This window comes from Arthrobacter sp. UYEF36, assembly GCF_040547025.1.
Taxonomy (GTDB): Bacteria; Actinomycetota; Actinomycetes; order Actinomycetales; family Micrococcaceae; genus Arthrobacter.
Genome location: NZ_JBEPOX010000001.1, coordinates 301470 through 327379, shown reverse-complemented (window position 1 = coordinate 327379; position 25910 = coordinate 301470). Strand labels below are relative to the sequence as shown.

The window sequence follows — 25910 nt, the reverse complement described above, 5'->3', positions numbered from 1 at the left end:
CAAAGCTCGTAGTGCACCACACTACTTCCAACTTCCCCGGATGGGCAGGGGGCTGTCAGTTGCCGGCGTACGGCGAAACGACGACGTCGACGCGCTGGAACTCCTTCAGGTCCGAATAGCCGGTGGTCGCCATCGATCGGCGCAGCGCACCGATCAGGTTCGACGTTCCGCTGGTGTGGTGGCCCGGCCCGAAGAGAACCTCCTCGAGCGGCCCGACGGTACCGACGTTGACCCTGTCGCCGCGCGGAAGTTCGAGGTGGTGTGCTTCCTGGCCCCAGTGCCAGCCCTTGCCCGGGGCTTCCTCGGCGCGGGCGAGGGCACTGCCGAGCATGACGGCGTCGGCGCCCATCGCGATCGCCTTGACGATGTCGCCAGAGGATCCCATGCCGCCGTCGGCGATCACGTGGACGTAGCGGCCGCCGGACTCATCCATGTAGTCGCGGCGGGCGGCGGCGACGTCGGAGATGGCGGAGGCCATCGGCGAGTGGATGCCGAGGGCGCGGCGGGTGGTGCTCGTGGCGCCGCCGCCGAACCCGACCAGCACGCCGGCGGCACCGGTGCGCATCAGGTGCAGGGCCGGGGTGTACCCGGCGGCCCCGCCGACGATGACCGGGACGTCGAGTTCGTAGATGAACTGCTTCAGGTTCAGCGGCTCGTGGGCCTTCGAAACGTGCTCGGCCGAGACGGTGGTGCCGCGGATCACGAAGATGTCGACGCCGGCGGCCACCACTGTCTTGTAGTGTTCCTGGGTCCGTTGCGGGGTCAGCGAGCCGGCAACGGTGACGCCGGCGGCGCGGATCTCCGCGAGCCGGGTGGTGATCAGCTCAGGCTGGATCGGGGCCTGGTAGAGCTCCTGCATGCGCCGGGTGACGGCGGGGCTGTTGGTCTCGTCCTCGAGCGCACCGATCTGGTCCAGTACGGCCTGCGGATCCTCATACCGGGTCCAGAGGCCCTCGAGATCGAGAACGCCGAGTCCGCCAAGCCGGCCCAGTGCGATGACGGTTTCCGGGGACATGGCCGAATCCATCGGTGCGGCGATGACCGGCATATCGAACTTGTAGGCGTCGATCTGCCAACCGACGGACACATCCTTGGGGTCACGCGTACGTCGGTTGGGGACGATCGCAATGTCATCCAGGGAGTAGGCACGACGCCCACGCTTGCCACGGCCAATCTCAATCTCGTAAGTCACGTCCCCACTTTACTTGACCCTGACCTTGACCCGGCGTTGGCCGCGCCACCGGGCCGCGGGGAGCGCGGCGGCGGCTGCCGCCCGCGCTGCGGGGAGCGCGGCGGCGGCTGCCGCCCGCGCTGCGGGGAAGCACCCCGCGGTGCACGGATTAATCGATAGTCCACACTAACTTGACATGTTTTGTCAAGAGTTTACAAAACGTGCAAATGCCTTTACGTTTACTTTCGCCCGGCGGGGATTTCATCCGGCGGCCTCCACCCCCAGTTCCGGGCATTCCGCAATGCCCGGTTACAGAAAGCAGAACCCATGGGAAGTGCATCACTCAGGAAGTACCGCGTCCTGGCCCTGTCGCTGGCCGCCGTCGTTGGCACCATGACCCTCACCGTCACCCCGGCGCTCGCCACTCCCGGCACCGGGCCGGTGGCCTCGGAGAATGTTCCGGCTCCGGACGTCAACGCCGGCGAGGCCTACACGCAGTTCATCGTCAGCTTCAAAAAGACGCCGGGAAACGCCACGCCCGACGGCCGTGCGAACGCGTGGGGCGCTGCCGCCAGGCAGCAGGGGGTGAGTGTGCGGGAACTGCGCGCCCTGGCCACCGGAGGGACCCTGATCGCCTCGGACAAGGCGCTGTCCGACCAGGCCGCCCAGGATTTCATGGACGCAATTGCCGCTTCCGGAGCGGTCGACGCAGTGGAACCCGACGCCCGCATGAAGGCCGTGCTGTCGCCGAACGACACCCGTTACGGGGAGCAGTGGGACTTCACCGGGGCCAACGGCATGCGCATCCCCGGCGCCTGGGATGTCGCCACCGGGTCAGGGGCCACTGTCGCCGTGATTGACACCGGCATCACGGCGCACCCGGATCTGGACGCCAACGTGCTGCCGGGCTATGACTTCGTCTCCGATGCCACTGCGGCGCGCGACGGCAACGGCCGGGACTCCAACGCCCAGGACCAGGGCGACTGGTACGCCGGCGGCGAATGCGGCCAGACCGCAGCCGCCAACTCTTCCTGGCACGGCACGCACGTCTCCGGCACCGTTGCCGCTGTCACGGGCAACTCCGCGGGTGTGGCCGGGGTCGCCCCGAATGCGAAGGTCGTCCCGGTCCGCGTCCTGGCCAAGTGCGGCGGATCCCTCTCCGACATCGCGGACGCCATTATCTGGGCCTCCGGCGGCACCGTCTCCGGGATCCCCGCCAACGCCAACCCGGCCAAGGTCATCAACATGAGCCTGGGCGGCTCCGGCACCTGCGGCACCACCTACCAGGCTGCCATCGACTCCGCGGTGTCGCGGGGCTCCACGGTGGTGGTGGCTGCCGGCAATAGCAACCAGGACGCCGCCGGCTTCCGCCCGGCCAACTGCAACTCCGTGGTGACCGTTGCCGCCAGCAACCCGGGCGGCAGCCTGTCCTACTACTCCAACTACGGCGCTACCGTGGACCTCACCGCCCCGGGCGGCGACACCAGCGTCAGCGGCGGCGGCATTCTCTCCACGATCAACACCGGAACTTCGACGCCGGGTGGGGCCGGCTACGCCAATTACCAGGGCACCTCGATGGCGGCCCCTCACGTCGCCGGTCTCGTGGCCCTGATGAAGTCCAAGTCCCCCGCCCTTACCCCGGCCCAGGTGGAGTCCACGCTCCGGCAGGGCACCCGGGCGATGCCGGGCGGCTGCACCAAGGGCTGCGGCGCCGGCCTCTCCGATGCCACCGCCACCATGGGGCTGCTTGGCGGAACCACCCCGCCGCCGCCGTCGGGAAACCTGCTGCTGAACCCGGGCTTCGAGAGCGGCTCGGCGTCCTGGACCTCCGACCACGCGGACACCTTTGAGACAGGGACCAACGCCCGCACGGGCACCGGTTTCGCCGGCCTGAACGGCTGGGGCCAGGCGACGTCGTACAAGCTCGACCAGACGATCTCCATCCCGGCCTCCGTGACCGGTTCCAGCCTGTCCTTCTACCTGAAGACCCTGACCGACGAGACCACCGCCGGTACCGCCTACGACACCCTGAAGGTCCAGGCCATCAGCGGGGGCGTCACGACCACGCTGGCCACCTACTCCAACCTCAACAAGTCCACCGGCTACGTGTTGAAAACACTGAATCTGTCCTCGTTCAAGGGCAAGACCGTCACACTGCGCTTCCTGGGCGTGGAGGACTCCTCGCTCAAGACCTACTTCTTCGTGGACGACACCTCGGTGACGACCTCGTAGCAGCGGGCCGGGCAGCAAAAATGGCAGCACGAATGGGCATGCCCTCCCTTCCCGGGAGGACATGCCCATTCTTTGTGCCCGCGAGTGGGCATAGCGCCGTTATGTCCACTGGTCCCCGCTTGCGGAGGGCATGTCCCCCGGATCGCGGCTCCGGCAGGCCAGGCCGGCCCAGGCGCCCGGCCCCGGCCTTCCCCTCAGACGCCTTCGGCCTCGTCCACGGTGAGCTGGGATTCGAACATCCGGAAGTAGCGGCCGCGCAGGGCCACCAGCTCCTTGTGGGTGCCCTGCTCCACGATCCGGCCGTCCTCCAGCATGTAGACGACGTCGGCTTTCTCGATGGTGGCGAGGCGGTGGCTGATGGCGATGATCGTGCTGCTGCGGTCGGCGAAGAGCCGCGTGAAGATGCGGTGCTCCGCGAGCGCATCAATGGCCGAGGACGGCTCGTCCATGACCATGAACGGGGCATTCCGGTAGAAGTTCCGGGCCATGGCGAGGCGCTGCCACTGCCCGCCGGACAGGCCGCTGCCTTTGCGTCCGCGCGGATCCTCCATCCAGTTGCTGACGTGGTTGTCCAGGCCGTTGGGCAGTTTGTTGATGAACTCCAGGGCTTCGGCGTCGGCCGCCGCGCGGCGGATCCGCCCGTCGTCGCGCGGTGACTCGACGTCGCCGAAAAAGATGTTCTCCGCCGCGGTCGCGAACTCGTACTTCAGGAACTCCTGGCTGAGCACCGCCAGATGGCGGTGCCAGGACTTGACGTCGACGGCGGCGAGGTCGACGCCGTCGAGCAGCACCTGCCCGGAATCCGGGCGGTAGAGCCCGGCGAGGATCCGGATGAGCGTGGACTTGCCGGCGCCGTTCTCCCCCACGATCGCGATGTGCTGGCCCTCGCGGATGGTCAGCGAGATGCCCTTGATGACTTCCAGTTCGCTCCCCGTGTAGGTGAAGCGGATGTCCCGCAGCTCCACGGTCCCGGGCGCCTGCAGCAGCGGCGGGGCGTGGTCGGAGTGCACCGGCAGCGCCATGAACAGCTCGTAGTCCTTGAGGTTCGCGAGGTCCTCGTCAATGGAGCTGAGCGAGGAGACGAGGCTGTTGGCGGTGGACAGGGCCCGGCTGACGATCTGCTGCACATAGAGGAACTGCCCCACCGGCTGCGCCCGGGCGATGATCTGCCCGACCACCCAGATCAGCGACACTACCTCGGCGCCGTACTGCAGGGTGTCGGCGGCGAGCTGTTTGGGGATGTAGCGCTTCTGGAAATCCAGCCGCCGGCGCTCATCCGCGTCGCGCAGCCGGGAGCGGAGCCCCATGAGGTACCCGACGATCCCGTAGAGGCGCATCTCGGCAATGTGCTGCGGACGCAGGAGATTAATCTCGATCATCCGCCGCTGCCGGCGGGAGTCGATCTGGGTGTTCCAGTGCGCGATCTGCTCGCGGGAGAGTTTGAACTGCAGGTAGACGCTGGGCACAATCGCCACGAGCACGATCACGGCGATCCACCAGCTGACCAGCAGCAGCGCGCCGATCGCCAGGATCACCGAGACCAGCTGGGTGAAGATGGCGGCGATCCGGTCCAGGACGCGGGCGTAGGAGTCGGAGAAGCGCTTGGCCCGGTCGTACAGGTCCACCGTTTCCTTGTCGTCGTAGCGCCAGAATTCCAGGGCCAGGAACCGCTCGTACATAAGGTCGCCCACGATCGCGCCGACCTTGAAGCTCATGAGCTGCTGGATGTACCGGTCCACACTGCTGAAGGCACCCCAGAACAGTCCCAGCGCGGCGGTGATGATGACGTAGACAACGGCCTGCTGCCCCGCGGCGGCATCGCCGGCGTAGGCGGCCGCGAGGGCCGTGGTGGTCAGGGCGGCGAAGTAGGTGGTGACGAGCGGCAGCAGCGCGGAGATCAGCGAGCCCACGACCTTCATCACGACGGCGGCGGGCGAGGCCCGGAAGCTGACGCGCAGCACCTGCGCCACCGCGCGGGCGTAGGGCCGCAGCGCCAGTTTGCGCTTCGGCTCACGGGCGGGCCTGAGTTCGGACATGCCTCCAGCCTAGTTGCCGGATTTCACAGCGCAGGCGCGGCTCCCGGACGCACGAAGGCCACGGGGAAAGTTCCCCGTGGCCTTCGTGTCCTGGAGCGGTGCGGTTTAGCGCGAACCGTAGTTCGGTGCCTCCACCGTCATCTGGATGTCGTGCGGGTGGGACTCCTTCAGCCCGGCCGCGGTGATCCGGACGAACTTCCCGCGGGCCTTGAGCTCCGGCACCGTCGGGGCGCCGGTGTAGAACATGGTCTGGCGGAGGCCGCCGACCAGCTGGTAGGCCACCGAGGCCAGCGGGCCGCGGTAGGCCACCCGGCCCTCGATGCCTTCCGGGATGAGCTTGTCGTCGCCGGAGACGTCGGCCTGGAAGTAGCGGTCCTTGGAGTACGAGGTGTTCTTGCCGCGGGTCTGCATGGCGCCGAGGGAGCCCATGCCGCGGTAGAGCTTGAACTGCTTGCCGTTGACGAAGATCAGGTCACCCGGGGACTCGTCGCAGCCGGCGAGCAGGGAGCCGAGCATCACGGTGTCGGCCCCGGCCACCAGCGCCTTGCCGATGTCGCCCGAGTACTGCAGGCCGCCGTCGGCGATCAGCGGCACGCCGGCGGGAATGGCGGCCTTGGCCGACTCATAGATGGCGGTGATCTGCGGAACGCCGACGCCGGCGACCACCCGGGTGGTGCAGATGGATCCCGGGCCCACGCCGACCTTGATGCCGTCGGCACCGGCGTCGATGAGCGCCTGGGCGCCTTCGCGGGTGGCGGCCTGGCCGCCGATGATGTCGACGTGCGCGGCCACCGGATCGGACTTGAGCCGGCGGATCATGTCCAGGACACCCTGGGAGTGCCCGTTGGCGGTGTCGACGAAGAGGGCGTCCACGCCGGCGTCGATCAGCGCCATGGCCCGCTCCCAGCCGTCGCCGAAGAACCCGATGGCGGCGCCGACGCGCAGCCGGCCTTCGTCGTCCTTGGTGGCCAGCGGGTACTGCTCGGCCTTGGTGAAGTCCTTGGTGGTGATCAGGCCCTTGAGCCGGCCCTGCTCGTCAACGAGCGGGAGTTTCTCGATCTTGTTGGTCGCGAGCTTGTGCGAGGCTTCCTCGCGGCTGATGCCGACGTGCCCCGTGACGAGGGGCATCTTGGTCATCACGTCGCTGACCAGGCGGATGGGGAAATCCGCTTCCGGCACGAAGCGGGTGTCGCGGTTGGTGACGATGCCCAGTAGCCGCATGCCCTCGTCCACGACGGGCAGGCCGGAGACCCGGTAGTGCGAGCAGATTTCGTCCAGCTCGGCCAGGGTGGCTTCCGGACCGATGGTCAGCGGGTTGGTGATCATGCCGGATTCGCTGCGCTTGACCCGGTCCACCTGGTCCGCCTGGTCGGCGATGGAGAGGTTGCGGTGAACGACGCCGAGGCCGCCCTGGCGGGCCATGGCGATCGCCATCCGCGATTCCGTGACCGTGTCCATTGCCGCGGAGAGCAGCGGGGTCTGGACCGAGATCCGCTTGGAGATCCGGGAGGACGTGTCGGCCTCGGAGGGGATGACATTCGTGTGGCCGGGCAGCAGCAGGACGTCGTCGTACGTCAGTCCGATGAAGCCGAAGGGGTTGTGTTCGGGCTGGGTCATGAGTGCGCCTCTTACCTTGGTTACGGGTTTCACGGGTAGGGGTTGCAACAGATGACCAGCCCGTCATTACGGGCATGGCCTGTGCAGAAGTGTTGAATAAATACTAGAACCTTGGCGGCGATCCCCATATTCCGCGGCAGTAATGTGAGCAACGGCACCGGCCGGACCGGTGCCGGCGCGTCACGTCCAGCCGGTGGCCGCGAGCAGGCGCTGTTCGAACATGGGGATCATGCTCTGGACGTAGGTCTTGGTCAGGTGGTTGTCGTCCTTATAGACGTACACATTCCCGACGACGGCCGGGCAGATCCCGCCGGCGCAGATGAAGTCGCTCAGGTCCATCAGGTGCAGCCCCGGCACCCTCCCCCGGTACGCGTCCAGCGGTGAGGACTCGGCCAGGGACTCCTCCAGCGGCACCTGGCATTTCGGGGCCTCGGGCCCGTGCCTCTGGATGCATTCGGGCATGTTCATGGTGAAGCGCGGGTTGTCGCGGATGCCGACCACTTCAATGCCCGTATCGGTGAAGGGTTTGATGCCTTCGAGGTAGTGCGGCACCTCGGTTTCGAAGGGTTCATCCTTGTGTGTCAGCGACGCGACGGTGAAGACCGCGTCCGGCTGGTGGTCAAGGACGTACTGGGCGCTGGCCCTGTTGAAGGCGTTGCACTCGGCGTCCCGGTCCGGGGATTCGCCGCCGAAGCGGCAATTGCCCTTCAGGAGGGCCACGACTTCCCAGCCGTGGCTTCGGGCAACCGGGCCGAGCGCGGCCATGTATTGCTGGGCGTGGGAGTCGCCGAGCACCACAATGCGTTTTGTCACGGTGTCCGGGCGGCTGTTCTGCAAGCAGCCCGCGAGCAGCGGATCCGCCGGGACGTTCCCGTCCGTGCACAGACCGTCGATGTCCGCCCACTCGTTCTTCATGGCCGCCGGAGCCGGGATGATCTTCGCCTCCGGCGTCGGCTTGCCCGCGTTCTCGGGCGCCAGGGCGGCCGCACCGGGGGTCAGTTCCTTCGGCTGTGCGGCGGCCACGGCCTCATCCGCCAGCAGCTTGCTCTGCCACACGGACACCGGGCCCGCCAGCAGCGCGCCGCACGCCGCGATCACGACGGCGGTGCGCCAGGCGCGGCGCTGCGGCCAGCGCCACTCGCGCAGCGGCTTCTCCACGAACCGGGTGGTCAGCACGGCCAGCCCCATCGAGGCGGCAACGATCGCCAGGCCCTGGACCAGGTTCGGCGCGGTGATGCCCGTCGCGGCAAGCGCCAGCACCAGCAGCGGCCAGTGCCAGAGGTACAGGGCGTAGGAGTTGTCCCCGAGCGATACCAGCGGCTTCCAGGTCAGGAAGCGGTCCACGCCGAAGCGGCTGCCGCTCTGTCCGGCGACGATGATGGCTGCCGCAGCCAGCGTCGGCCACAGCGCAATGAAGCCGGGGAAAGAGCGGTCCACGGTGAGCAGCAGGCCGCAGGAGAGCATCGCGGCCAGGCCGGTCCACCCGAGGACGACGCGCAGCGCCTTGCCGGGCTTGAGGTGCGGCAGCGCGAGCGCCAGCAGCGAGCCGAGGGCGAATTCCCAGAGCCGGGTGCGGGTGTCGAAGTAGGCGTAGGACTGGTTGGTGGCTGTCTGCTCAATGGAAAACACCAGCGACACAACAAAGATCGCGCCGAAGGCCCCGGCCAGGAGCGCGGGATAGCTCACCCGGTCGCCGAGGGGGGTCCGGCGCAGGAACCGCAGCAGCAAGGCCGCCCCGGCGAAAATGACCGGCCAGAGCAGGAACACCTGGCCCTGGATGGACAGCGACCAGAAGTGCTGCAACGGGCTGGCCCCTGCGTGGTCCTGCGCGTAGTAGTCGACGGCGGTGTCCGCCAGGAGCCAGTTCTGCCGGTACAAGAGGGAGGCCCAGGCCTGGTCCAGCACGTCCGGCCAGCGGCTCTGGGGCAAGACCACCCGGGTGCCGGCCAGTACGCCCAGGACGACCACCACAACGGCGGGAAGCAGCCGCTTGAGCAGGTGGAGCCAGTGGCTCAGGAGCCGCAGGGGCTTGCCGCCCTCGACCTTCCGGGCAAAGCTGAGGGTCAGCAGGAACGCCGAAATCAGCAGGAAGATGTCCACCCCGCCGGAGACCCGCCCGAGCCACACGTGGTAGGTGACCACCATGAGGACCGCGAGGGCGCGGAGGCCCTGGACCTCGGGGCGGTAGCCGGATGTGGCGCGCGCCGGCGAACCCGCGCCCGCTGCCGGCGGGCTGGCTATGGTTCGCTCGTTCGACACTCGGGACCCTCCAGGCCGGTTTCCAAAGCGTCAATCGTACCGAGTCCTAATTTTTCTGGCCAATCAAGGCGGCGCGGCGGTCCGGGCCGCCAGAGACATCGATGCAGTCCCCGAACCTTTCCCGGCCGCCGCCCGGACGAAGGTTTTCACCGTAGCTGTCCGCCGGTTACGTCAGTTCTTCCATCAGGCGGGCCAGGATGTCGTTCATCGCCAACAGGCCCACGAGCTGGTTTCCCTCGACGACGACCAGCCGGTTGAGCTGGTAACGGGTCATCAGCGCGGCCGCCTGGCGGACGGAGAGATCCTCGCCGACAGTGATGGCCGGGATGGTGGCGGCGTCGTAGACGTTGAGGAGGTCCACGTCGCCTTCCTGCGCGACGACAGCCCGCAGCAGTTCGTTGTAGGTCAGGAGACCGTAGGAGTCGTGCACGTGCTGCCGCTCCACCACGAGGCTCTTGACGCGGTTTTCCTTCATCGAGGCAAGTGCCTCCCGCAGGGTGCTGTACGGGGAAATGGTGATGACGTTCCCTACCATGACATTCTTGACGGTCAGCATGTGGTTCCTCCTCGTTGAACGGATGCGTGGACTGTGCCCGGGGTTTCAGGCCTCTTCGCGGCGCAAGTGCTCCTCGAACCGGTCGACCTGCCTGGTGTCGATTCCTGTGAGGTGCTCGATCGGGACGGCGAACGCCAGGCCCCGGGATTCCGTGCCGCGGACCAGGGTCTTATGCATTTCCTTGAGGATCGGCGCGGTCAGGTGGCTTCCCACCACCATCAGCAGCACCGACTGGGAGCCCTCAAAAGTCAGCCCGAAGAACGTCTTTTTTGCCTCCCCGCCGATGCCTTTGCCGGGCAGGATGGTCACGCCCGTGGCCCCGACGCGCTGCGCCTGGGTGATTACGCGGTCTTCGAGGTCCTCGGGGGCGATCACAACAATGGCAGTGAATTTCATGATGGTTCCTTTCGAAGCCGGGGGAATCGCTCCATCACCATGGCATACACCATCACGGCAACGACGGGGAAGATGGAGGCGAAGGCGATTAATCCAAAGCCGTCGATCAGCACGTCCCGGCCCTCGACCGCTGCTGCCAGGCCGATGCCCAGGGCGGTGACCAGCGGGACCGTGACCTCCGACGTCGTGACGCCTCCGAGGTCGAACGCCAGGGCGACCACATATCTCGGCGTCAGGAAGACCAGGACGATCGCGACGGCGTAGGCGGCCATAATGAAGTAATGGAAGGGGCCGCCCACCAGGATCCGGTAGACGCCGACGGTGATTCCGAGCCCGACGCCGACAGCGACGATGGTCCGGATGGCGAATCCGTTGATCTTTCCCAGGGACGCGTCCTGGGCCTGGTCCCCGATCGCCACCAGCGCCGGTTCGGCCATGGTGGTGGCGAAGCCGATGAGAAGGGCGAAAAGCAGGATGAGCGACGGGTTGCCCTGTTCGATCAGCTGCTCGGCCATCAAGCTACCGATGGGGAACAGCCCGATCCGCAGTCCCACAACGAAGGCATAGAGCCCCAAAAGCACCATGACGAATCCGACGACAACGCGCATGGGGTGGGCCAGTTGGCGCCGGAGCGCGACGTACTGGAAGAACAGCACCACCCCCACGAGCGGCAGGACCTCCCGGACCATTGAGGCCAGGCCCAGCAGCATGCCGACAACCCAGTCTGTTGGGTCCTCCCCCGTGTCCGGTGCGGTCCCAACGCTCGCATCACTGAAGGTGTAAACCCAGGTTCCGTACAACTGCACCCCGGCCATGGGGACCATCACGCACAGCGCCACGAGGCCGAAGCCGTCGGCGAGCAGGCTGCGCCCGCGGATTGAGTTCGCCAGCCCGAGTCCGATCGCGGTGATCAGGGGAACGCTGACGATGTTGGTGGTGACCCCGCCGGAGTCGTAGGCGAGGCCGATAACTTCTGCCGGCGCGATATAGGTCAGTCCCAGCACCAGGGCGTAGCCGCCGATCAGCAGTTTGTAGACCGCCCAGCCGCGCAGAACGCGCAGGATGCCCACCATCAGGACCAGGCCCACGGAGATGGCGATGACGAAACGCAGCACCAGGGCGCTGATCCGGCCGTCACTGACGATCTGTGCCTGCTCGGCCACCGCGATCACGGCAGGCTCGGCCACTGAGGCCGCGAAGCCGATGGCGAATCCGAACGGCAGCAGGAGTCCGAGGGCACCGCGCCGGACGAACTGGTTGGCCAGGTTTTTGCCCACGGGGAAGACGCTCAGATCCAGGCCGTGCAGGAACAACGCAATGCCGGCCGCCACAATCAGGAGCCCGGCAACCAACACCAGCGGATCATCCGGCATGCTGCGGAACACCAGCGCCTGGAACACGACAACGACGACGACGATGGGCAGCAGGTTCCTCAGTGCCTTGACGAATTCGCGGGCGAATCGGCTGAGGTGCTCCATCGAGTCCTCTTCCCGGTGGCGGCGTTCCTGTGCGTCCTTGCCTGCCAGTTTGCCGGTCCCGGCGAAACGTGTCCACACCAACCTGCGGCGGGTACAGCAAAGGCCGGCCCGGCTGATGCCGGACCGGCCCTGACTGCTATGGCTTGATGCTAGTGCTGGTGTCCTGCGTGCTGGTCTTCCTCGGCAGGCTTCTCGACCACGAGGGTTTCCGTGGTGAGCACCAGTGCCGCGATGGAAGCGGCGTTGCGGAGGGCCGCACGCGTCACCTTCACGGGGTCGATGACGCCGGCAGCGATCAGGTCTTCGTATTCGCCGGTCTTGGCGTTGAAGCCCTGGTTGTTGGCGGATTCGGCGACCTTGGCGACGACGACGTAGCCGTCGAAGCCGGCGTTCTGGGCGATCCAGCGCAGCGGCTGGGTCAGTGCCCGGCGGACGATGCCGACAGCAGCTGCCGCGTCGCCCTCGAGCCCCTGGACGGCCGGGTCCTCGTCCAGCGCCTTGAGGGCGTGGATGAGGGCGGCGCCGCCGCCGGCGACGATGCCTTCTTCCAGGGCAGCGCGGGTCGAGGACACGGCGTCCTCGATGCGGTGCTTCTTTTCCTTGAGCTCGACCTCGGTGGCAGCGCCGACCTTGATCACGCCGATGCCGCCGGCCAGCTTGGCCAGGCGTTCCTGCAGCTTTTCCTTGTCCCAGTCGGAGTCCGTGCGGGTCAGCTCGGCGCGCAGCTGGGAAACCCGGGCTGCGACGTCCTCTGCCGAACCGGCGCCGTCCACGATGGTGGTGTTGTCCTTGGTGACGGTGATGCGCCGGGCGGTACCCAGCACCTCAAGGCCAACCGTGTCCAGGCTGAGGCCCAGTTCCGGCGAGACAACCTGGGCGCCCGTGAGCGTAGCGATGTCCTGCAGCATGGCCTTGCGGCGGTCACCGAAGCCCGGCGCCTTGACGGCGACGACGTTCAGGGTGCCGCGGATGCGGTTGACGATCAGCGTGGAGAGTGCCTCGCCGTCGACGTCCTCGGCGATGATGAAGAGCGGCTTGGAGCTCTGCAGCGCCTTTTCCAGCAGCGGCAGGAAGTCCTGGACCGAGGAGATCTTGCCCTGGTTGATCAGGATCAGGGCGTCTTCGAGGACAGCTTCCTGGCGTTCCGCGTCGGTGACGAAGTACGGGGAGAGGTAGCCCTTGTCGAACTGCATGCCCTCGGTGAGGACCAGTTCGGTCTGCGTGGTGGAGGATTCCTCGATGGTGATCACACCATCCTTGCCGACCTTGTCGAATGCCTCGGCCAGCAGTTCGCCGATCTCGTCGCTCTGGGCGGAGATGGAGGCGACGTTGGCGACCTGGGTGCCTTCGACCGGGCGGGCGTTTTCGAGCAGGCGGGCGGCGATGGCCTCAACCGAGACCTCGATGCCGCGCTTGATCTGGCCCGGGGCGGCGCCTGCCGCAACGTTGCGGAGGCCTTCCTTGACGAGGGCCTGTGCCAGCACCGTGGCGGTGGTGGTGCCGTCACCGGCAACATCGTTGGTCTTGGTGGCGACCTCCTTGGCAAGCTGCGCGCCAAGGTTCTCGTACGGGTCGTCCAGTTCGACTTCACGGGCGATGGTGACGCCGTCGTTGGTGATCGTGGGGGCGCCCCACTTCTTGTCCAGCACGACGTTGCGGCCGCGCGGGCCAAGCGTCACCTTGACCGTGTTGGCGAGCTTATCGATGCCGGCTTCAAGCGACCGGCGGGCAGCGTCGTTAAACGCAAGCTGCTTTGCCATGGTTTTGTCCTTTCAAAGACAGAACCCCGCGCAACTGACCCGTCAAAGGAGGATCGGCGGCGCGGGGTCCAAGAGAGTTACTTTACGACGATCGCCAGGACGTCGCGGGCGGACAGCACGAGGTACTCGGTGCCGCCGGTCTTGACTTCAGTTCCGCCGTACTTGGAGTAGATCACAACGTCGCCAATGGTGACGTCGATCGGAACGCGGTTGCCGTTGTCGTCAAAGCGGCCGGGGCCTACTGCAACAACTTCGCCTTCCTGCGGCTTTTCCTGCGCGGAGTCCGGGATAACCAGGCCGGAAGCCGTGGTCTGCTCGGCTTCGAGCGGGCGGACAACAATACGATCCTCAAGAGGCTTAATAGAGACCGACAATGACCTCTCCTTTTCGTCAGCAAATTCGTGGACTTCAAAGCTGTGGTGCCAAGGCGTACAGACCGTCGTCGCGGTGCCGGCAGCAGCCTGGCTGTAAAGCTTCAGGTGTTAGCACCCTCCTAGGGAGAGTGCTAATGACGACTCTATGTAAGTAGTTAGCACTCGGTCAAGGTGAGTGCCAGAAATTCGTTCCCGGTGAACGCGATCCACTAGGGGACATGCTCAGTCCTGGCCGCTGACAATGGACATAATGGCCCTATGTCCAGGCCTGGCGCCGAACACTGGACATGTCCAGCGGGGCGTGCGCACCACGTCCAGGCCAGGCACGGGGACATGCTCAGCCCTGGCCCCGGGCACTGGACATAATGGCCCTATGTCCAGGCCTGGCGCCGAACACTGGGCATGTCCAGAGGGGGCGGGGGCGGGCCGGCGGCTGTATAGCGGCAAGGGGGGTAGGCCAGCGGGGCCTGCCGTTAGGCGCCGCCCAGGTCCTCGAAGTCGACGTCCTCGCCGCTGTCCCCGTCGTTGACACCGGCGTCGTTCCGGTGCCGGTACAGCACCAGGCCGGCCGCCGCGGCCAGGGCAGCACCCAGGGCCAGGAACACGGCGGCGCCGGCGCGGACCGCGGCGTAGCTCTCCCGGATGGCCTTCGCCTCGTCGGTGGTGTCCTGGACGTCCTTGCCGCCGACGGAGTAGACCGTGGCGTTGAAGGAGTCCAGGAAGAAGATGATGACCAGGAGCGCCACGCAAACGATCGCGATGACGGTGCCGGCGATCAGCGCCGGCCGGGCGTAGCGGGCGAGTCCCTGCCGGGCGCCACGGCCGCCGTCGGCGTCCTGCTGGGCGGCGCCGTTCTCCGGGTAGTTCTCGTCCGTGCCGCTGTCCGTGCCGCTGTTTGCCGTGCCGCTGTCATCCATGCCGACAACCTTATCGGGCGCGCGGCTCCACCCCGCGCTGAACTAGGCTTGATCCCATGGCTGACGCACCGCAGGACCAGATCGCCCCGCTTTTGAACCCCGAGGGCTGGGAGCTGCTGGCGTCGCTGGGGCCCTACCGGGAGGACGAGGCGTTCCGGCTCAACGCCTCCCTCCGGAAGGCCGGCCACTCCCCCGAACTCGTCTCGGCCGCCCTCACCCAGTCGCGGCTGCGGACCAAAGCCGAGGCCAAGTTCGGCGAGTTCGCCCGGCAGATGATCTTCACCCAGGCCGGCCTGGAGCAGGCCACCCGGCTCACCGTGGCGGCCCGGCACGCGCAGCGCTTCGCGGAAGCCGGCGTGCAGCATGTGGCGGATCTTGGCTGCGGCCTCGGCGGTGATGCCATGGCGTTCGCCTCCCTGGACATCCAGGTCACGGCGGTGGAGAGCGACGAGACGACGGCGGCCTGCGCCACCATGAACCTCATCCCGTTCCGGAACGCCACCGTGGTCCACTCCGATGCGACCACGGTCGCCCTCGACGGGATGGACGGCGTCTGGCTCGATCCGGCCCGCCGGACCACGTCCACCTCGGGCACGAAGCGGCTCTGGGATCCGGAGGACTTTTCCCCGCCGCTGTCCTTCGTCGAATCCCTGGCCGCGGCCGGCCTGTCCGTGGGTGTGAAGATGGGCCCCGGCATGCCGCACGATTCGGTGCCCAAGGACTGCGAAGCCCAGTGGGTGTCGGTGGGCGGGGACGTCACCGAAGTCGCGTTGTGGTTCAACGCGGTCCGGCGGCCGGGGATCCGGCGGGCTGCCCTGCTGCTGGGCCCCGCGGGCGCGGCGGAGTTCACCAGCGCCGAGGACTTCGACGGCGGCCCGGTCGCCCCGGTGGGACCGGTCGAGGGATACCTCTATGAACCCGACGGCGCCGTCATCCGCGCCGGGCTGGTGGCCGACGTCGCGCTCCAGCTGGGCGGGCACCTCGTGGACGAGCACATCGCCTACATCTGCGCCCCGGAACTGCGGGACACCCCCTTTGCCCGGGCCTACAAGGTCCTGGAGGTGATGCCCTACAACGTCAAGGCGCTCAAGGCCTGGGTCAAGGACCAGGGCATCGGAGTGCTGGACATCAAGAAGCGCGGCACCTCGGTCACTCCGGAGGAACTGCGCAAGCAACTCCTCCCGGGAGGGAGGACCGGAGGGAGGACCGGAGGCAGGGCCGGCGGCAGGGCCGGCGGCAAGAACAAGGGCATGAAAACAGCCACCCTGGTCCTCACCCGGATCGGGGAGGAAAGGGTGGCTGTTTCGGTGGAACCGGCCTAGGACCGGGTGGCCGCAGTCCCGGCTTCCCCGGGGGCTACTGGGCCCGCATGAAGTCCTCGGCGGCCCGGACCTGCTCGTCGCTGGGCCGGATCCCGGTGTACAGCACAAACTGCTCGAGCGCCTGGATGGTCGCCACTTCCGCTCCGGTGATCACGGTCTTCCCGGCCGCCCGGGCGGCCTTGATCAGCGGGGTCTCGGCCGGCAGCGCGACGACGTCGAACACCACCGTTGCGGCGTCCACTGCTTCCTGCGGGAAGGACAGGGCCTCGGCGTCGGAGCCGCCTGCCATACTCCCTGCCATACCGATAGGCGTGACGTTGATGATCATGTCGGCCGTCAGGGCATCGACGTCAGCGCGCCAGGCGAAGCCGTAGAGCCCGGCGAGCGCCCGTCCCGCTTCTTCGTTGCGGGCTATCACGGTGACGTCCCGGAACCCGGCGTCGCGCAGTGCCGCGGCCGTGGCCTTCGCCATGCCGCCGGCGCCCCTCAGCAGCACCGAGTACGCCGAGGGCACGGCGTTGCGTTGCAGCAGCTGCTCGATCGCCGTGTAGTCGGTGTTGTAGGCGGTGAGGGTGCCGCCGTCGTTGACGATCGTGTTGACCGAGTCGATGGCTTTCGCGGACGGGTCCATCACATCCACGAGCGCAATGACGTCCTCCTTGTAGGGCATCGACACGGCGCAGCCGCGGATTCCGAGGCCGCGCACGCCGGCGATCGCCTGGCCGAGGTCCGTGGGGGCAAAAGCCTTGTAGATCCAGTTCAGGCCAAGCTGGTCATACAGGTGGTTGTGGAAGCGCGTCCCGTTGTTGCTCGGCCGGGCCGAGAGCGAGATGCAGAGGGTCATGTCTTTATTCAGGATGGGCACCCCTCCATTAAACGACAGTCCCGCCGGGCCGCCGCGCTCCCGGACGCAGACCGGCCCGCGCCGGCCTGATGTTACGCGCAGCCGGTTCCCGGGTGCTGGGAGCCGACCGCGACCGGAAGCTTTCCGGGTGCCCTGGCATGTCCGGCCAGCACGGCGGCGAGCGCGTCGAAAGCGCCCTGGCTCCTGCCGTAGAGTGCGATCCTGGCCGGGGCCGTGGACTCTGCCAGCGGCCAGGGCGCGTCGAGCGCCACCGCCACATCCGCCGGCGTGTGCGGCGCACCCGGTGATGCCGAGGCGCCGATCAGCGAGACGAGCGGTCCCGCGCCGATGCTGATGCCGGCGTCCCGGGCGGAGGCAATGAACCGCGCCCGGTCCTGGGCCGAGCCGCCCGTCACGCGGACGCTGGCCGGCACGATCGGCCCCTGGCAGGGTCCCGCCAGCACGGTGATGGCCGCCGCGGAGACTTCCCGCGACAGGCCGCTACCACTGCCGGGCGCCGTTCCGGGCCCCGCGCCCGTGCGGGCACGCCAGGTCATCATGGTGACGACGCGCTGCGCCGCCTCGGCCAGCCGTTCGGGCGGCAGGGCACCTCTGCGGACGGCGGCGGTGATCGCGGCATGGGCCGCGTCGACGTTGGCGGGCATCAGCAGCAGGTCGGCGCCGGCGGCAAGGGCCAGCGGCGCGGCGGAGTCGTTGGGGTACCGTCCCTTGACCGCGCCCATGTTCAGCGCATCCGTAACGGCCACACCCTGGAATCCCATCCGCCGCAGTTCGGCATAGGCCGCCTTGGACACGGAGGCGGGGACGCCGGGCTCAAGCGCGGGCACGGCGATGTGGCCGGTCATGACCATCGGCAGGCCGGCGTCGATGGCGGCCTGGAAGGGCTTGAGGTCCTTGGCCCGGAGCTGGTCCAGGCTTGCGCCCTGGACCGGCAGCCGGGCATGGGAATCGACGCTGACCGAGCCGTGGCCGGGAAAGTGCTTCGCGGCCGGCAGCAGCCCCGCGGCCAGCATCCCCTGGGCAAACGCGACCCCGAAGCCGGATGCGGCGTCGGCGTCGCCGGACATGGACCGGGCCCCGATGGTCGGATCGGCCGGACCCATGGTGACGTCGGAGGTGGGGGCGAAATCGGTGTTGAACCCCAGCGCCGCGAGTTCGGAGGCCATGGCCTGGCCGGCCTCGGCGGCAAGCGGCCCGCTTCCCGCCGCGCCGTAGCTCATCGGGGCGGGCCATTCGGTGAGCGGCGCCCGCAGCCGTGCCACCACACCGCCTTCCTGGTCGACGCCGATCAGGCCGGGCCAGCTGCGGCCGCCGGCCCGCGCCGCGGCCTGGAGCCGGCTGGCGACGCCGTGCATCGCTGTGGTGTCCACCCGCCCGTCGGGCATTCCCGGGACGTTGTCACCCATGATGATGGATCCGGCCAGGTGCAGGCGCTCGATGACCGCGGCCTGGGCCTCATGGTCGAGTCCGCGGTAAAACGGCAGCAGGACCTGCCCGGCCTGCTGCTCGAGGGTCATCGCGGCAACGGCCCTGGCCGCGGCCGTCGCGTCCCGCTGCTGTGGCCCCCAACCGAGCGGCCGGGTCCCTGCGCGGGGGAAGGTAGCCGGATCGTCCGGCAGCGTTGCGGACGGATCGGAGGGTGGCGCCGGGGGCGCCGGCGGTGGTGCCGGCGCGGTCGGTGCTGTGGGTGCGGGAGGCGCGGAGGGCGCGGAGGGCGCAGAGCCTGCCGAAGGGCCCGGCGTCGGAGGCTCCGAGCAGGAGGCTGTTCCGAGGACCAGCCCCAGAATTGCCGCCAGTAGTGCCGCACTCCGGGGTCGTTTGTGAACACTTTCACGTGTTCGCTGCAGTCTGGCCACCGGCTCGATGCTACCCCTGCACTAGACTTGAGCCACCGTTGCCTCGCCAACTGTCCGGCAAATCCGCCCAAGACGAAAGCCGGCCGGGGCAGGGAAACGGACAGCACAACAATGAAGGGACCACATGAAGATTGACTTCGCTTCATCCAGGCAATCAACTCTTGGTGTGGAATGGGAACTTGCCCTTGTGGACGCGGAAACCGGGGAACTGGCGTCCGTGGCCAATGAGGTTCTCCGCGGGGTTGCCGCGCGGCACCCCGAGCTGAACGAGGACGACGAGCACCCGCACATCAAGCAGGAGTTGCTGTTGAACACGGTGGAGCTGGTCACCGGCATCTGCAATACCGTGGCGGAAGCGAAAGCGGACCTCAGCAGTTCCCTTGCCGCCGTCCGTGATGTCACCGATCCCATGGGCGTCGAGACGTTCTGCGCCGGCAGCCACCCCTTCAGCCCCCCGCAGCTGCAACCGGTGACCGACAAGGCGCGTTACGCCAAGCTCATCGACCGCACGCAGTGGTGGGGCCGCCAGATGGTGATCTACGGCGTCCACGTGCATGTGGGCCTGGACAGCCGGGACAAGGTGCTCCCGGTCTTGGACGGCCTGGTGAACTATTTCCCGCAGTTCCAGGCACTCTCAGCCTCCAGCCCGTTCTGGGGCGGCGAGGACACCGGGTACGCCTCGCAGCGTGCGCTGATGTTCCAGCAGCTGCCCACCGCCGGTTTACCCTTCCAGTTCGCCAGCTGGGAGGACTTCGAGTCCTACGCCCAGGACATGTTCACCACCGGTGTGATCGACTCACTCTCCGAAATCCGCTGGGACATCAGGCCCGTCCCGCATTTCGGCACCATCGAGATGCGCATTTGCGACGGCCTGGCCACGCTGGAAGAGGTCGGCGCCATCGCCGCCCTGACCCAGTGCCTCGTCGACGAGTTCTCCACCACGCTGGACAACGGCGGCACCATCCCCACTATGCCGCCCTGGCATGTGCAGGAAAACAAATGGCGTGCGGCCCGCTACGGCCTGGACGCCATCATCATCCTCGACGCCGCGGGCAACGAACAGCTCGTCACGGATCACATCCGCGAGACGGTCGCCCGGCTCGAACCCGTCGCAGTGAAACTGGGCTGCGTCACGGAGCTGGCCGACGTCCTGAAGATCATCGAGCGCGGCGCCGGATACCAGCGGCAGCGGCGCGTGGCGGCCGAGCACGGCGGCGACCTGCGCGCCGTCGTCCTGGACCTGGTCCAGCAGATGCGCAAGGGCCCCGAAGCCTAGCCCGGCACGTCGTGTCGCCGGACCGGCTCAGGCCGAGACGGTGGTGACCGGCTCAGGCCGAGACGGTGGTGACCGGCAGCGAGGAATCCGGTGCGAAGCCGATGCCGCTCGGCGCGATCCCCGCCATCACCAGCTGGGCGCCGAGCGCCGCGACCATGGCGCCGTTGTCCGTGCACAGGGCCAGCGGCGGGACGGTCAGCCGGATGCCGGCGGCGCTGCAGCGCTGTTCGGTGAGCTGGCGCAGCCGTGAGTTCGCCGCCACGCCGCCGCCCAGCAGCAGCTCGGTGATGCCGTTCTCTCGGCAGGCCAGCACCGCTTTGGAGGTAATGATGTCCACGACAGCCTCCTGGAAGGCGGCGGCGATGTCCGCCACCGGCACCGTCTCGCCGCGGGCCTCGAATTGCTCCACACAGCGTGCGACGGCGGTCTTGAGTCCGCTGAAGGACCAGTCGTAGCGGTGCGGGCCGGGTTCCTCCGCGGTCCCCATGTATTTGGGCTGGCTGAGTCCGCGCGGGAAGCGGATTGCCTTGGCGTTGCCCGTGCGTGCCAGCTTGTCGATGGCCGGGCCGCCCGGATAGCCGAGGCCCAGGAGCCGCGCCACCTTGTCGTAGGCCTCGCCGGCGGCGTCGTCGATTGTGGACCCCAGCAGCTCAACGTCCCCGGTGATGTTCCGGATCCGCAGGATTTCGGTGTGCCCGCCGGAGACCAGCAGGGCGCCCAGGTTTTCCGGCAGGGCGTTCGCCGGCTGCGCGCCGTCGTCCGTCTGCAGCAGCCCGACGCCGACGTGTGCGACGAGGTGGTTGATCGCGTAGAGCGGTTTGCCCGTCGCGACGGCGAGCGCCTTGGCGGCGCAGACGCCAACCATCAATGCGCCCGCGAGCCCGGGACCGGACGTGACGGCGATCGCGTCGATGTCCTCCAGGGTCACGCCGGCCTCGGTCAGCGCCTCGCGGAGGGTGGGGACGAAGGCGTCCAGGTGCGCGCGGGAGGCGATCTCGGGGATCACGCCGCCAAACCGGACGTGTTCCTCCATGGAGGAGGACACGGTGTTGGTCAGCAGCTGCGTTCCGCGGACAATCCCGACGCCGGTCTCGTCGCAGGAGGATTCGATGCCTAGGACCAGCGGCCGGCCGGGCTGGGTGCTGTTCATGGGCGGTCTGCTTCCCTGGGTGTGGTGTCGGTGACGGGGGTGCCGGGGGTGCCGAGCCGGAGCCGCATGATCAGCGCGTCGACGCCGTCGCGGTAGTAGCGGGGCCGGACGTGGATCTGTTCGAATCCGTAGCGGCGGTAGAGCTGCTGGGCGCGGGGGTTGTCGGCCCGGACCTCCAGGAGCACGTCCTCGGCACGTCGCAGCCGGCTTTCCCGGATGAGCTCGGTCAGCAGCGCCGCACCGATCCCCTGGCCTTCCTGCTCCGGCACGACGGCGATGGTCTGGACGTCCGCGATCGGCTCGATGCACATCAGCCCGGCGTAGCCCACGATCTGCCCGGCACGCTCGGCCACGAGGTAGCGCCGGGTTTCGGCCTGTGCCAGCTCGGCGTCGAACATCTGCCGCGGCCAGGCGTCCACCGGGAACAGCCTGCACTCCAGCTCGTGCACAGCCGGGATGTCCGCGGCGGTCATGTCCCGCAGGGTCACCCCGCCGGGCAGCCGCCCCGGGGCAGCGTCCGGTCCTGCGGCCGAACCCGCGCCCTGTGCTGAATCCTGTCCTGCGTGCTGTCCTGCGTGCTGTCCGAGGGACTCTGCGTTCACAGCGCCCTCTTCCGCGGGCCGGGGACCTGCGCGTCGGATTCGCGCAGGTAGAGCGGGGTGGAGTCCAGCAGCTGCTCCCCCGCGGCGAGCCGCGCGAGCGCGAACTGGCCCAGCGAGAGGGCCTCCGGCTGGCGGTCACTGAATTCCGGGACGGCCTTCACGACGTCGGCATACAGGCCGGCGCCGGCGCCGTAGACCGGAAGATCGGGAAGGTCCGCGGCAAAACCGACGTGCGGGCCGTCCAGCAGCTGCGGCAACTGGCCGCTGCTGAGGGTATACCGGGCCCAGTAGACCTCTTTGCGCCGGGCATCCGTGGCGACGATGAACTCCGGCGCCGCATCGGTGGACTCCGCCACCTCCAGGGCGATGGCGTCCAGGCTCATCAGCCCGTAGAGCGGTTTGCCCCAGACGAACGCGAGGGTGCGGGCCGTGACGATCCCCGAGCGCAGGCCGGTGAACGGGCCCGGCCCCACGCCGGTGACAACCGCGTCGATGTCGGCGCCGCTCAGGCCGGCTTCGGCCAGGAGCGCCTCGATTCCCGGCGCCAGCACCTCGGCGTGGCTCCGGGTGTCTTCGGTGGCGAAACTTCCCACGAGCGATTCCGGGGTGTCGTCGGAGACGAGCGCGGCGCTGGCCACCGCCGAGGTGTCGATGGCAAGGATCAGCATCAGTTCCCTTCCGGGGTATGGGGCGGGCGCTGTGGCGCGGGAGCGGTAGACGCGGGCGCCGCCGGCGCGGTGAGGACGGGAGGGGCCACCCAGCGCGGACCGAACCCACGGATCACGATGGTGCGGGGTTCGTCGTCGTCGTCGGTGTCAAAATCCAGCACCTCAGCGTGTCCGGTTGGTTCAAGGGAGTGGGCAGGTGCGGGCGCCTGGGCGCCGCCGAGACTGCGGACCAGGTCCACTTCGAGGCGGCTCTCGCTCAGGTGCTCCACCCGGCCGCGGCCCCACTCCACCACGGTCACGGCGCTGTCCATCGTGTTTTCCAGGTCGATATCGTCGATTTCCGAGGCCGACCCCAGCCGGTAGGCGTCAACATGCACCAGGTCCGGGCCGCCCGGGCGCGGACCATCGGGCAGGTTCGGGTGGATGCGGACCAGCACGAACGTCGGCGAGATGACGCCGGACCGGACCCCCAGGCCCTCGCCGAGGCCCTGGGTGAAGGTGGTCTTGCCCGCCCCCAGCTCGCCGGTGAGGACCAGCAGGTCACCGGCTTGGAGCTGGGGGCCCAGGACCGCCGCGAGGGCGTGCGTTTCGTCGGCGGTCCCGACGCGCAGGGTCCGTTCCCAGGCCGCCGCGCTCACGGCCGCTGCTCGCCGCTGGAAGGCTCTTCATTGACGTAGCGGCGCGGCACCCGGGGACTGATCCGCGTCACGATCTCGTAGTTGTTGGTGCCCGCCGCCCGGGCCCAGTCCTCGGCGGTGGGCCCGCCGTCGTCGCCGTTGCCAAACAGCACGGCTTCGGCACCGAGGACGCTGCGGCCGCCGGCCGAAACGTTGAGCGGGCCCAGGTCGATCACCATCTGGTCCATCGCGATGCGCCCCACTACCGGGTAGTTCACGCCCTCGACCCGGACCGGTCCTCCGGTGGCGATGCGGGGGACGCCGTCGGCGTAGCCGAGCGGGATCAGCCCCAGCGTGCTGGCGCCGCCGGTGCGGTAGTTCAGCCCGTAGGAGACGCCCTGGCCGGCCGGCACATCCTTGCAGTGCGAGACGACGGTGCGGACCGTCATGGCGGGGCGCAGGCCCAGCTCTGCCGAGCTCTGCCCCTCGAACGGCGAGAGTCCGTACAGGCCCAGCCCCACGCGGACCAGGTCAAAGTGGGTGTCAGGCCGGGACAAGGTGGCCGGGGTGTTGGCGAGGTGCCGCACCTCGGGGTCCACGCCGGCGTCCTGGGCGATGGCGAGGGCTTCGCGGAAGGCCGCCAGCTGGTCATCGGTTTCCGGGCGCTCGGGTTCGTCGGCGACGGCCAGGTGGGAGAAGATGCCCACCACGCGCAGCAGGCCCTGGTCCTGGTAGTCCATGGCTTCGCCCACGAGGCTGTCCCAGGCATCCAGGGTCGCGCCGTTGCGGCCCAGACCGGTGTCGACCTTGAGGTGCACGCGGGCCGGCCGTTCCTGCTCGCGGGCGGCCGCAACAATGCGTTCCAGCTCCCAGCCCGAGCACCCGATATCGATCCCGGCAGCCACGGCGGCGGCGAAGTTGCTCTCCGGGGTGTGCAGCCAGGCCAGCAGGGGTGCCTCGATGCCGGCGGCCCGCAGGGCCAGGGCCTCGGAAATGTGGGCGGTTCCCAGCCAGTTGGCGCCGGCGCCGAGCGCGGCCCGGGCGACGGGGACGGCGCCGTGGCCGTAGGCGTCGGCCTTGACCACCGCCATCACCTGGGCCGGTGATGCCACGGCCGCCACGCGGCGGACATTGTGCCGGATGGCTTCGAGGTCGATTATTGCCGAGCGCTCCTCGGCGTAGGCCGGCGGAGCCTCCGGAATGGGCCGGAAGTCACCTGTTGCTGCTGGGTAAGTCACTTAACGATTCTAGGGGTGGCTGCGCATCCGGCTTAATTCAGGGCCCGTGGCAGCCTCCCCCGGGGGACATGCCCAGTCCTCACGCCCGCCACTGGGCACAATGGCATCATGTCCGTCCCTGTGCCCGCACGGAGGACATGTCCAGTGGCCACACGTTCCCGGGCCCAACCCCTCCCGCGGGACATGCCCAGTCCTCACGCCCGCCACTGGGCACAATGGCATCATGTCCATCCCTGGGCCCCCACGGAGGGCATGTCCAGTGGCCACACGTTCCCGGACCCGAACCCTCCCGCGGGACATGCCCAGTCCTCACGCCCGCCACTGGGCACAATGGCATCATGTCCACTCCTGCGCCCGCACGGAGGGCATGTCCAGTGGGGAGGAGGCGCGTCTACGCGTCCGAAAGGTGCGCGATGGTCGCCGTCGCCCGCCGTTGCGCTTCCTGCGGCACGTCCCGGACGATGTCCTCGAGGAAGCGGTAGCGCCGGAGCCACTGGCTGCTCTGGCGTTCCTTCCGGGCGTTGGCCCGCTGCCACCAGTCGGCGATGTCCCCCCAGCCGGGTGCGGCCAGCGAGCCGCCGACCTCCTGGACGGCCAGGGCGGCGCAGAGATTTGCGAACCGCAGCCGGTCCCCGAGCGGCCAGCCCGCGAGGCAGCCGACGATAAAGGCTGCGCCGAAGCAGTCCCCCGCGCCGGTCGGATCGAAGGCGGGCACCGGCAGCGACGGCACCCACTCCTCCTCGCCCGTTTCCGAGTCCACAGCCATGGACCCCTGGGGCCCGAGCGTCACGACGGCGACCGGCACCTTGTCCGCCAGGGCGTAGAGCGCCGCCCACGGGTTGTCGTGGCCGGTGAAAGCCATCGCCTCGTGCTGGTTCGGCATAAAGGCGTGGAAGTACTGCAGGTTGTCCAGCCGTGCGGAGGACCAGGCTCCTGTGGGATCCCAGCCGACGTCGCCGAACAGCCGGACCCCGGCCTTGTGCGCGTCGAGCGCCCACGGTTCCAGCTGCTCACCGAGCTCTGCGACGGCGGCGAGCGCCGGCGGCGGGCAGCCGACCAGTTCGCTGGAGGTCACCGGTGCCGGGTGGCCGTGCGTCACCATGGACCGGTCGTGGTCCACGCTGAGGGACACCGTGACCGGGGAGTGCCAGCCGGCGATCTTCCGGGAGAGCGACAGGTCCACGTGTTCCTGTCCGGCCAGGATTTTCCAGTTGTAGTCGCCGTAGCCGTCATCACCGAACGCTGCCGCCAGCCCGGTCCGCAGGCCCAGCCGGGCCGCGGCGATGGCCTGGTTGGCCACACCACCGGGGCAGCTGCCCATCCCGTCGCTCCAGATCTCGGTTCCGGCGACGGGCGCGTGCGGCAGTCCGGTGAAGATGATGTCCTGGAAAACGGTCCCGGTCAGCAGCAGATCGAAGCCCTCCGCCGCCGGGATCCGGACGGAGGAAAGAGGGTCAAAGCGCCGCGTCGGTATCGCGTCCATGTAATGCACAGTACGCCGTCCGGGTACCGCAGGAAAG

21 protein-coding genes are annotated in these 25910 nt (G+C 68.5%); 3 read left to right on the top strand and 18 right to left on the bottom strand.

Annotated features, from left to right (window positions below; all coding sequences use genetic code 11):
• Positions 1–55: 55 nt before the first annotated feature.
• Positions 56–1192 (bottom strand): GuaB3 family IMP dehydrogenase-related protein, encoded by a 1137-nt coding sequence (locus tag ABIB29_RS01605; RefSeq protein ID WP_354169452.1) that lies wholly within the window; start codon positions 1190–1192, stop codon positions 56–58.
• 306 nt (positions 1193–1498) lie between these two features.
• Between ABIB29_RS01605 and ABIB29_RS01600 the strand changes: the two genes are divergently transcribed.
• Positions 1499–3403, top strand: a complete 1905-nt coding sequence (locus tag ABIB29_RS01600) for a S8 family peptidase (protein ID WP_354169451.1) — start codon at positions 1499–1501, stop codon at positions 3401–3403.
• 194 nt (positions 3404–3597) lie between these two features.
• Here the strand turns inward: ABIB29_RS01600 and ABIB29_RS01595 are convergent, their stop codons facing one another.
• From ABIB29_RS01595 to ABIB29_RS01555, 9 genes are all read right to left on the bottom strand, one after another.
• Positions 3598–5439, bottom strand: coding sequence for an ABC transporter ATP-binding protein (locus ABIB29_RS01595; RefSeq protein ID WP_354169449.1), 1842 nt, complete (start codon positions 5437–5439; stop codon positions 3598–3600).
• Positions 5440–5544: 105 nt separating this feature from the next.
• A complete protein-coding gene (gene guaB, locus ABIB29_RS01590) occupies positions 5545–7056 on the bottom strand; it encodes an IMP dehydrogenase (RefSeq protein ID WP_354169447.1) in 1512 nt (503 codons plus the stop codon).
• A gap of 180 nt (positions 7057–7236) precedes the next feature.
• A complete protein-coding gene (locus ABIB29_RS01585; protein WP_502915532.1) occupies positions 7237–9315 on the bottom strand; it encodes an acyltransferase family protein in 2079 nt (692 codons plus the stop codon).
• Positions 9316–9481: 166 nt separating this feature from the next.
• Complete coding sequence (locus tag ABIB29_RS01580; RefSeq protein ID WP_354169445.1) at positions 9482–9871, bottom strand: CBS domain-containing protein; 390 nt, start codon at positions 9869–9871, stop codon at positions 9482–9484.
• A gap of 45 nt (positions 9872–9916) precedes the next feature.
• The gene (locus ABIB29_RS01575; RefSeq protein WP_354169444.1) at positions 9917–10267 is read right to left on the bottom strand and encodes a P-II family nitrogen regulator; all 351 of its coding nucleotides are present in this window, start codon (positions 10265–10267) and stop codon (positions 9917–9919) included.
• Entirely contained in the window at positions 10264–11823 is a 1560-nt protein-coding gene (locus tag ABIB29_RS01570) for a DUF1538 domain-containing protein (RefSeq protein ID WP_354170261.1), read from the bottom strand. The genes ABIB29_RS01575 and ABIB29_RS01570 overlap by 4 nt, the downstream gene beginning before the upstream one ends.
• A gap of 71 nt (positions 11824–11894) precedes the next feature.
• Complete coding sequence (gene groL, locus ABIB29_RS01565; protein WP_354169442.1) at positions 11895–13505, bottom strand: chaperonin GroEL; 1611 nt, start codon at positions 13503–13505, stop codon at positions 11895–11897.
• Between the two features lie 77 nt (positions 13506–13582).
• Positions 13583–13879 (bottom strand): co-chaperone GroES, encoded by a 297-nt coding sequence (gene groES / locus ABIB29_RS01560; protein WP_069949240.1) that lies wholly within the window; start codon positions 13877–13879, stop codon positions 13583–13585.
• Between the two features lie 473 nt (positions 13880–14352).
• On the bottom strand, positions 14353–14796 hold the full coding sequence (locus ABIB29_RS01555) for a hypothetical protein (RefSeq protein ID WP_354169440.1): 444 nt from the start codon (positions 14794–14796) through the stop codon (positions 14353–14355).
• 56 nt (positions 14797–14852) lie between these two features.
• Between ABIB29_RS01555 and ABIB29_RS01550 the strand changes: the two genes are divergently transcribed.
• On the top strand, positions 14853–16118 hold the full coding sequence (locus ABIB29_RS01550; RefSeq protein WP_354169438.1) for a THUMP-like domain-containing protein: 1266 nt from the start codon (positions 14853–14855) through the stop codon (positions 16116–16118).
• A gap of 34 nt (positions 16119–16152) precedes the next feature.
• Here the strand turns inward: ABIB29_RS01550 and ABIB29_RS01545 are convergent, their stop codons facing one another.
• Together ABIB29_RS01545 and ABIB29_RS01540 are read right to left on the bottom strand one after the other, a co-directional pair.
• Complete coding sequence (locus ABIB29_RS01545) at positions 16153–16983, bottom strand: shikimate 5-dehydrogenase (RefSeq protein ID WP_354169436.1); 831 nt, start codon at positions 16981–16983, stop codon at positions 16153–16155.
• A 71-nt stretch (positions 16984–17054) separates the two neighbouring features.
• Positions 17055–18500, bottom strand: a complete 1446-nt coding sequence (locus ABIB29_RS01540; RefSeq protein WP_354169435.1) for a glycoside hydrolase family 3 N-terminal domain-containing protein — start codon at positions 18498–18500, stop codon at positions 17055–17057.
• Between the two features lie 463 nt (positions 18501–18963).
• Here ABIB29_RS01540 and ABIB29_RS01535 point away from each other — a divergent pair, with 463 nt between their 5' ends.
• Entirely contained in the window at positions 18964–20115 is a 1152-nt protein-coding gene (locus ABIB29_RS01535; protein ID WP_354169433.1) for a glutamate--cysteine ligase, read from the top strand.
• Positions 20116–20167: 52 nt separating this feature from the next.
• On the opposite strand, the gene tsaD is transcribed toward ABIB29_RS01535, so the two are convergent.
• The 6 genes from tsaD to ABIB29_RS01505 all read right to left on the bottom strand — a co-directional run bounded on the left by tsaD (position 20168) and on the right by ABIB29_RS01505 (position 25873).
• The gene (gene tsaD, locus ABIB29_RS01530; protein ID WP_354169431.1) at positions 20168–21265 is read right to left on the bottom strand and encodes a tRNA (adenosine(37)-N6)-threonylcarbamoyltransferase complex transferase subunit TsaD; all 1098 of its coding nucleotides are present in this window, start codon (positions 21263–21265) and stop codon (positions 20168–20170) included.
• On the bottom strand, positions 21262–21738 hold the full coding sequence (gene rimI / locus ABIB29_RS01525) for a ribosomal protein S18-alanine N-acetyltransferase (RefSeq protein WP_354170259.1): 477 nt from the start codon (positions 21736–21738) through the stop codon (positions 21262–21264). Before rimI ends, tsaD begins: the two co-directional genes overlap by 4 nt.
• Positions 21739–21863: 125 nt before the next feature.
• The gene (gene tsaB, locus ABIB29_RS01520) at positions 21864–22535 is read right to left on the bottom strand and encodes a tRNA (adenosine(37)-N6)-threonylcarbamoyltransferase complex dimerization subunit type 1 TsaB (protein ID WP_354169429.1); all 672 of its coding nucleotides are present in this window, start codon (positions 22533–22535) and stop codon (positions 21864–21866) included.
• Positions 22535–23173, bottom strand: coding sequence for a tRNA (adenosine(37)-N6)-threonylcarbamoyltransferase complex ATPase subunit type 1 TsaE (gene tsaE, locus ABIB29_RS01515; protein WP_354169428.1), 639 nt, complete (start codon positions 23171–23173; stop codon positions 22535–22537). The genes tsaB and tsaE overlap by 1 nt, the downstream gene beginning before the upstream one ends.
• Positions 23170–24390, bottom strand: a complete 1221-nt coding sequence (gene alr / locus ABIB29_RS01510; protein ID WP_354169426.1) for an alanine racemase — start codon at positions 24388–24390, stop codon at positions 23170–23172. Before alr ends, tsaE begins: the two co-directional genes overlap by 4 nt.
• A 391-nt stretch (positions 24391–24781) precedes the next feature.
• Positions 24782–25873, bottom strand: coding sequence for a carbohydrate kinase family protein (locus ABIB29_RS01505; protein WP_354169424.1), 1092 nt, complete (start codon positions 25871–25873; stop codon positions 24782–24784).
• Between the last annotated feature and the right edge of the window lie 37 nt (positions 25874–25910).

Coding starts and splice junctions, on each gene's coding strand:
- ABIB29_RS01600 (WP_354169451.1), top strand. CDS start 1,499: ATGGGAAGTGCATCACTCAGGAAGTACCGCGTCCTGGCCCTGTCGCTG.
- ABIB29_RS01595 (WP_354169449.1), bottom strand. CDS start 5,439: ATGTCCGAACTCAGGCCCGCCCGTGAGCCGAAGCGCAAACTGGCGCTG.
- guaB (WP_354169447.1), bottom strand. CDS start 7,056: ATGACCCAGCCCGAACACAACCCCTTCGGCTTCATCGGACTGACGTAC.
- ABIB29_RS01580 (WP_354169445.1), bottom strand. CDS start 9,871: ATGCTGACCGTCAAGAATGTCATGGTAGGGAACGTCATCACCATTTCC.
- ABIB29_RS01575 (WP_354169444.1), bottom strand. CDS start 10,267: ATGAAATTCACTGCCATTGTTGTGATCGCCCCCGAGGACCTCGAAGAC.
- groL (WP_354169442.1), bottom strand. CDS start 13,505: ATGGCAAAGCAGCTTGCGTTTAACGACGCTGCCCGCCGGTCGCTTGAA.
- ABIB29_RS01555 (WP_354169440.1), bottom strand. CDS start 14,796: ATGGATGACAGCGGCACGGCAAACAGCGGCACGGACAGCGGCACGGAC.
- ABIB29_RS01550 (WP_354169438.1), top strand. CDS start 14,853: ATGGCTGACGCACCGCAGGACCAGATCGCCCCGCTTTTGAACCCCGAG.
- ABIB29_RS01540 (WP_354169435.1), bottom strand. CDS start 18,500: ATGACCCTCGAGCAGCAGGCCGGGCAGGTCCTGCTGCCGTTTTACCGC.
- ABIB29_RS01535 (WP_354169433.1), top strand. CDS start 18,964: ATGAAGATTGACTTCGCTTCATCCAGGCAATCAACTCTTGGTGTGGAA.
- tsaD (WP_354169431.1), bottom strand. CDS start 21,265: ATGAACAGCACCCAGCCCGGCCGGCCGCTGGTCCTAGGCATCGAATCC.
- rimI (WP_354170259.1), bottom strand. CDS start 21,738: ATGACCGCCGCGGACATCCCGGCTGTGCACGAGCTGGAGTGCAGGCTG.
- tsaB (WP_354169429.1), bottom strand. CDS start 22,535: ATGCTGATCCTTGCCATCGACACCTCGGCGGTGGCCAGCGCCGCGCTC.
- ABIB29_RS01505 (WP_354169424.1), bottom strand. CDS start 25,873: ATGGACGCGATACCGACGCGGCGCTTTGACCCTCTTTCCTCCGTCCGG.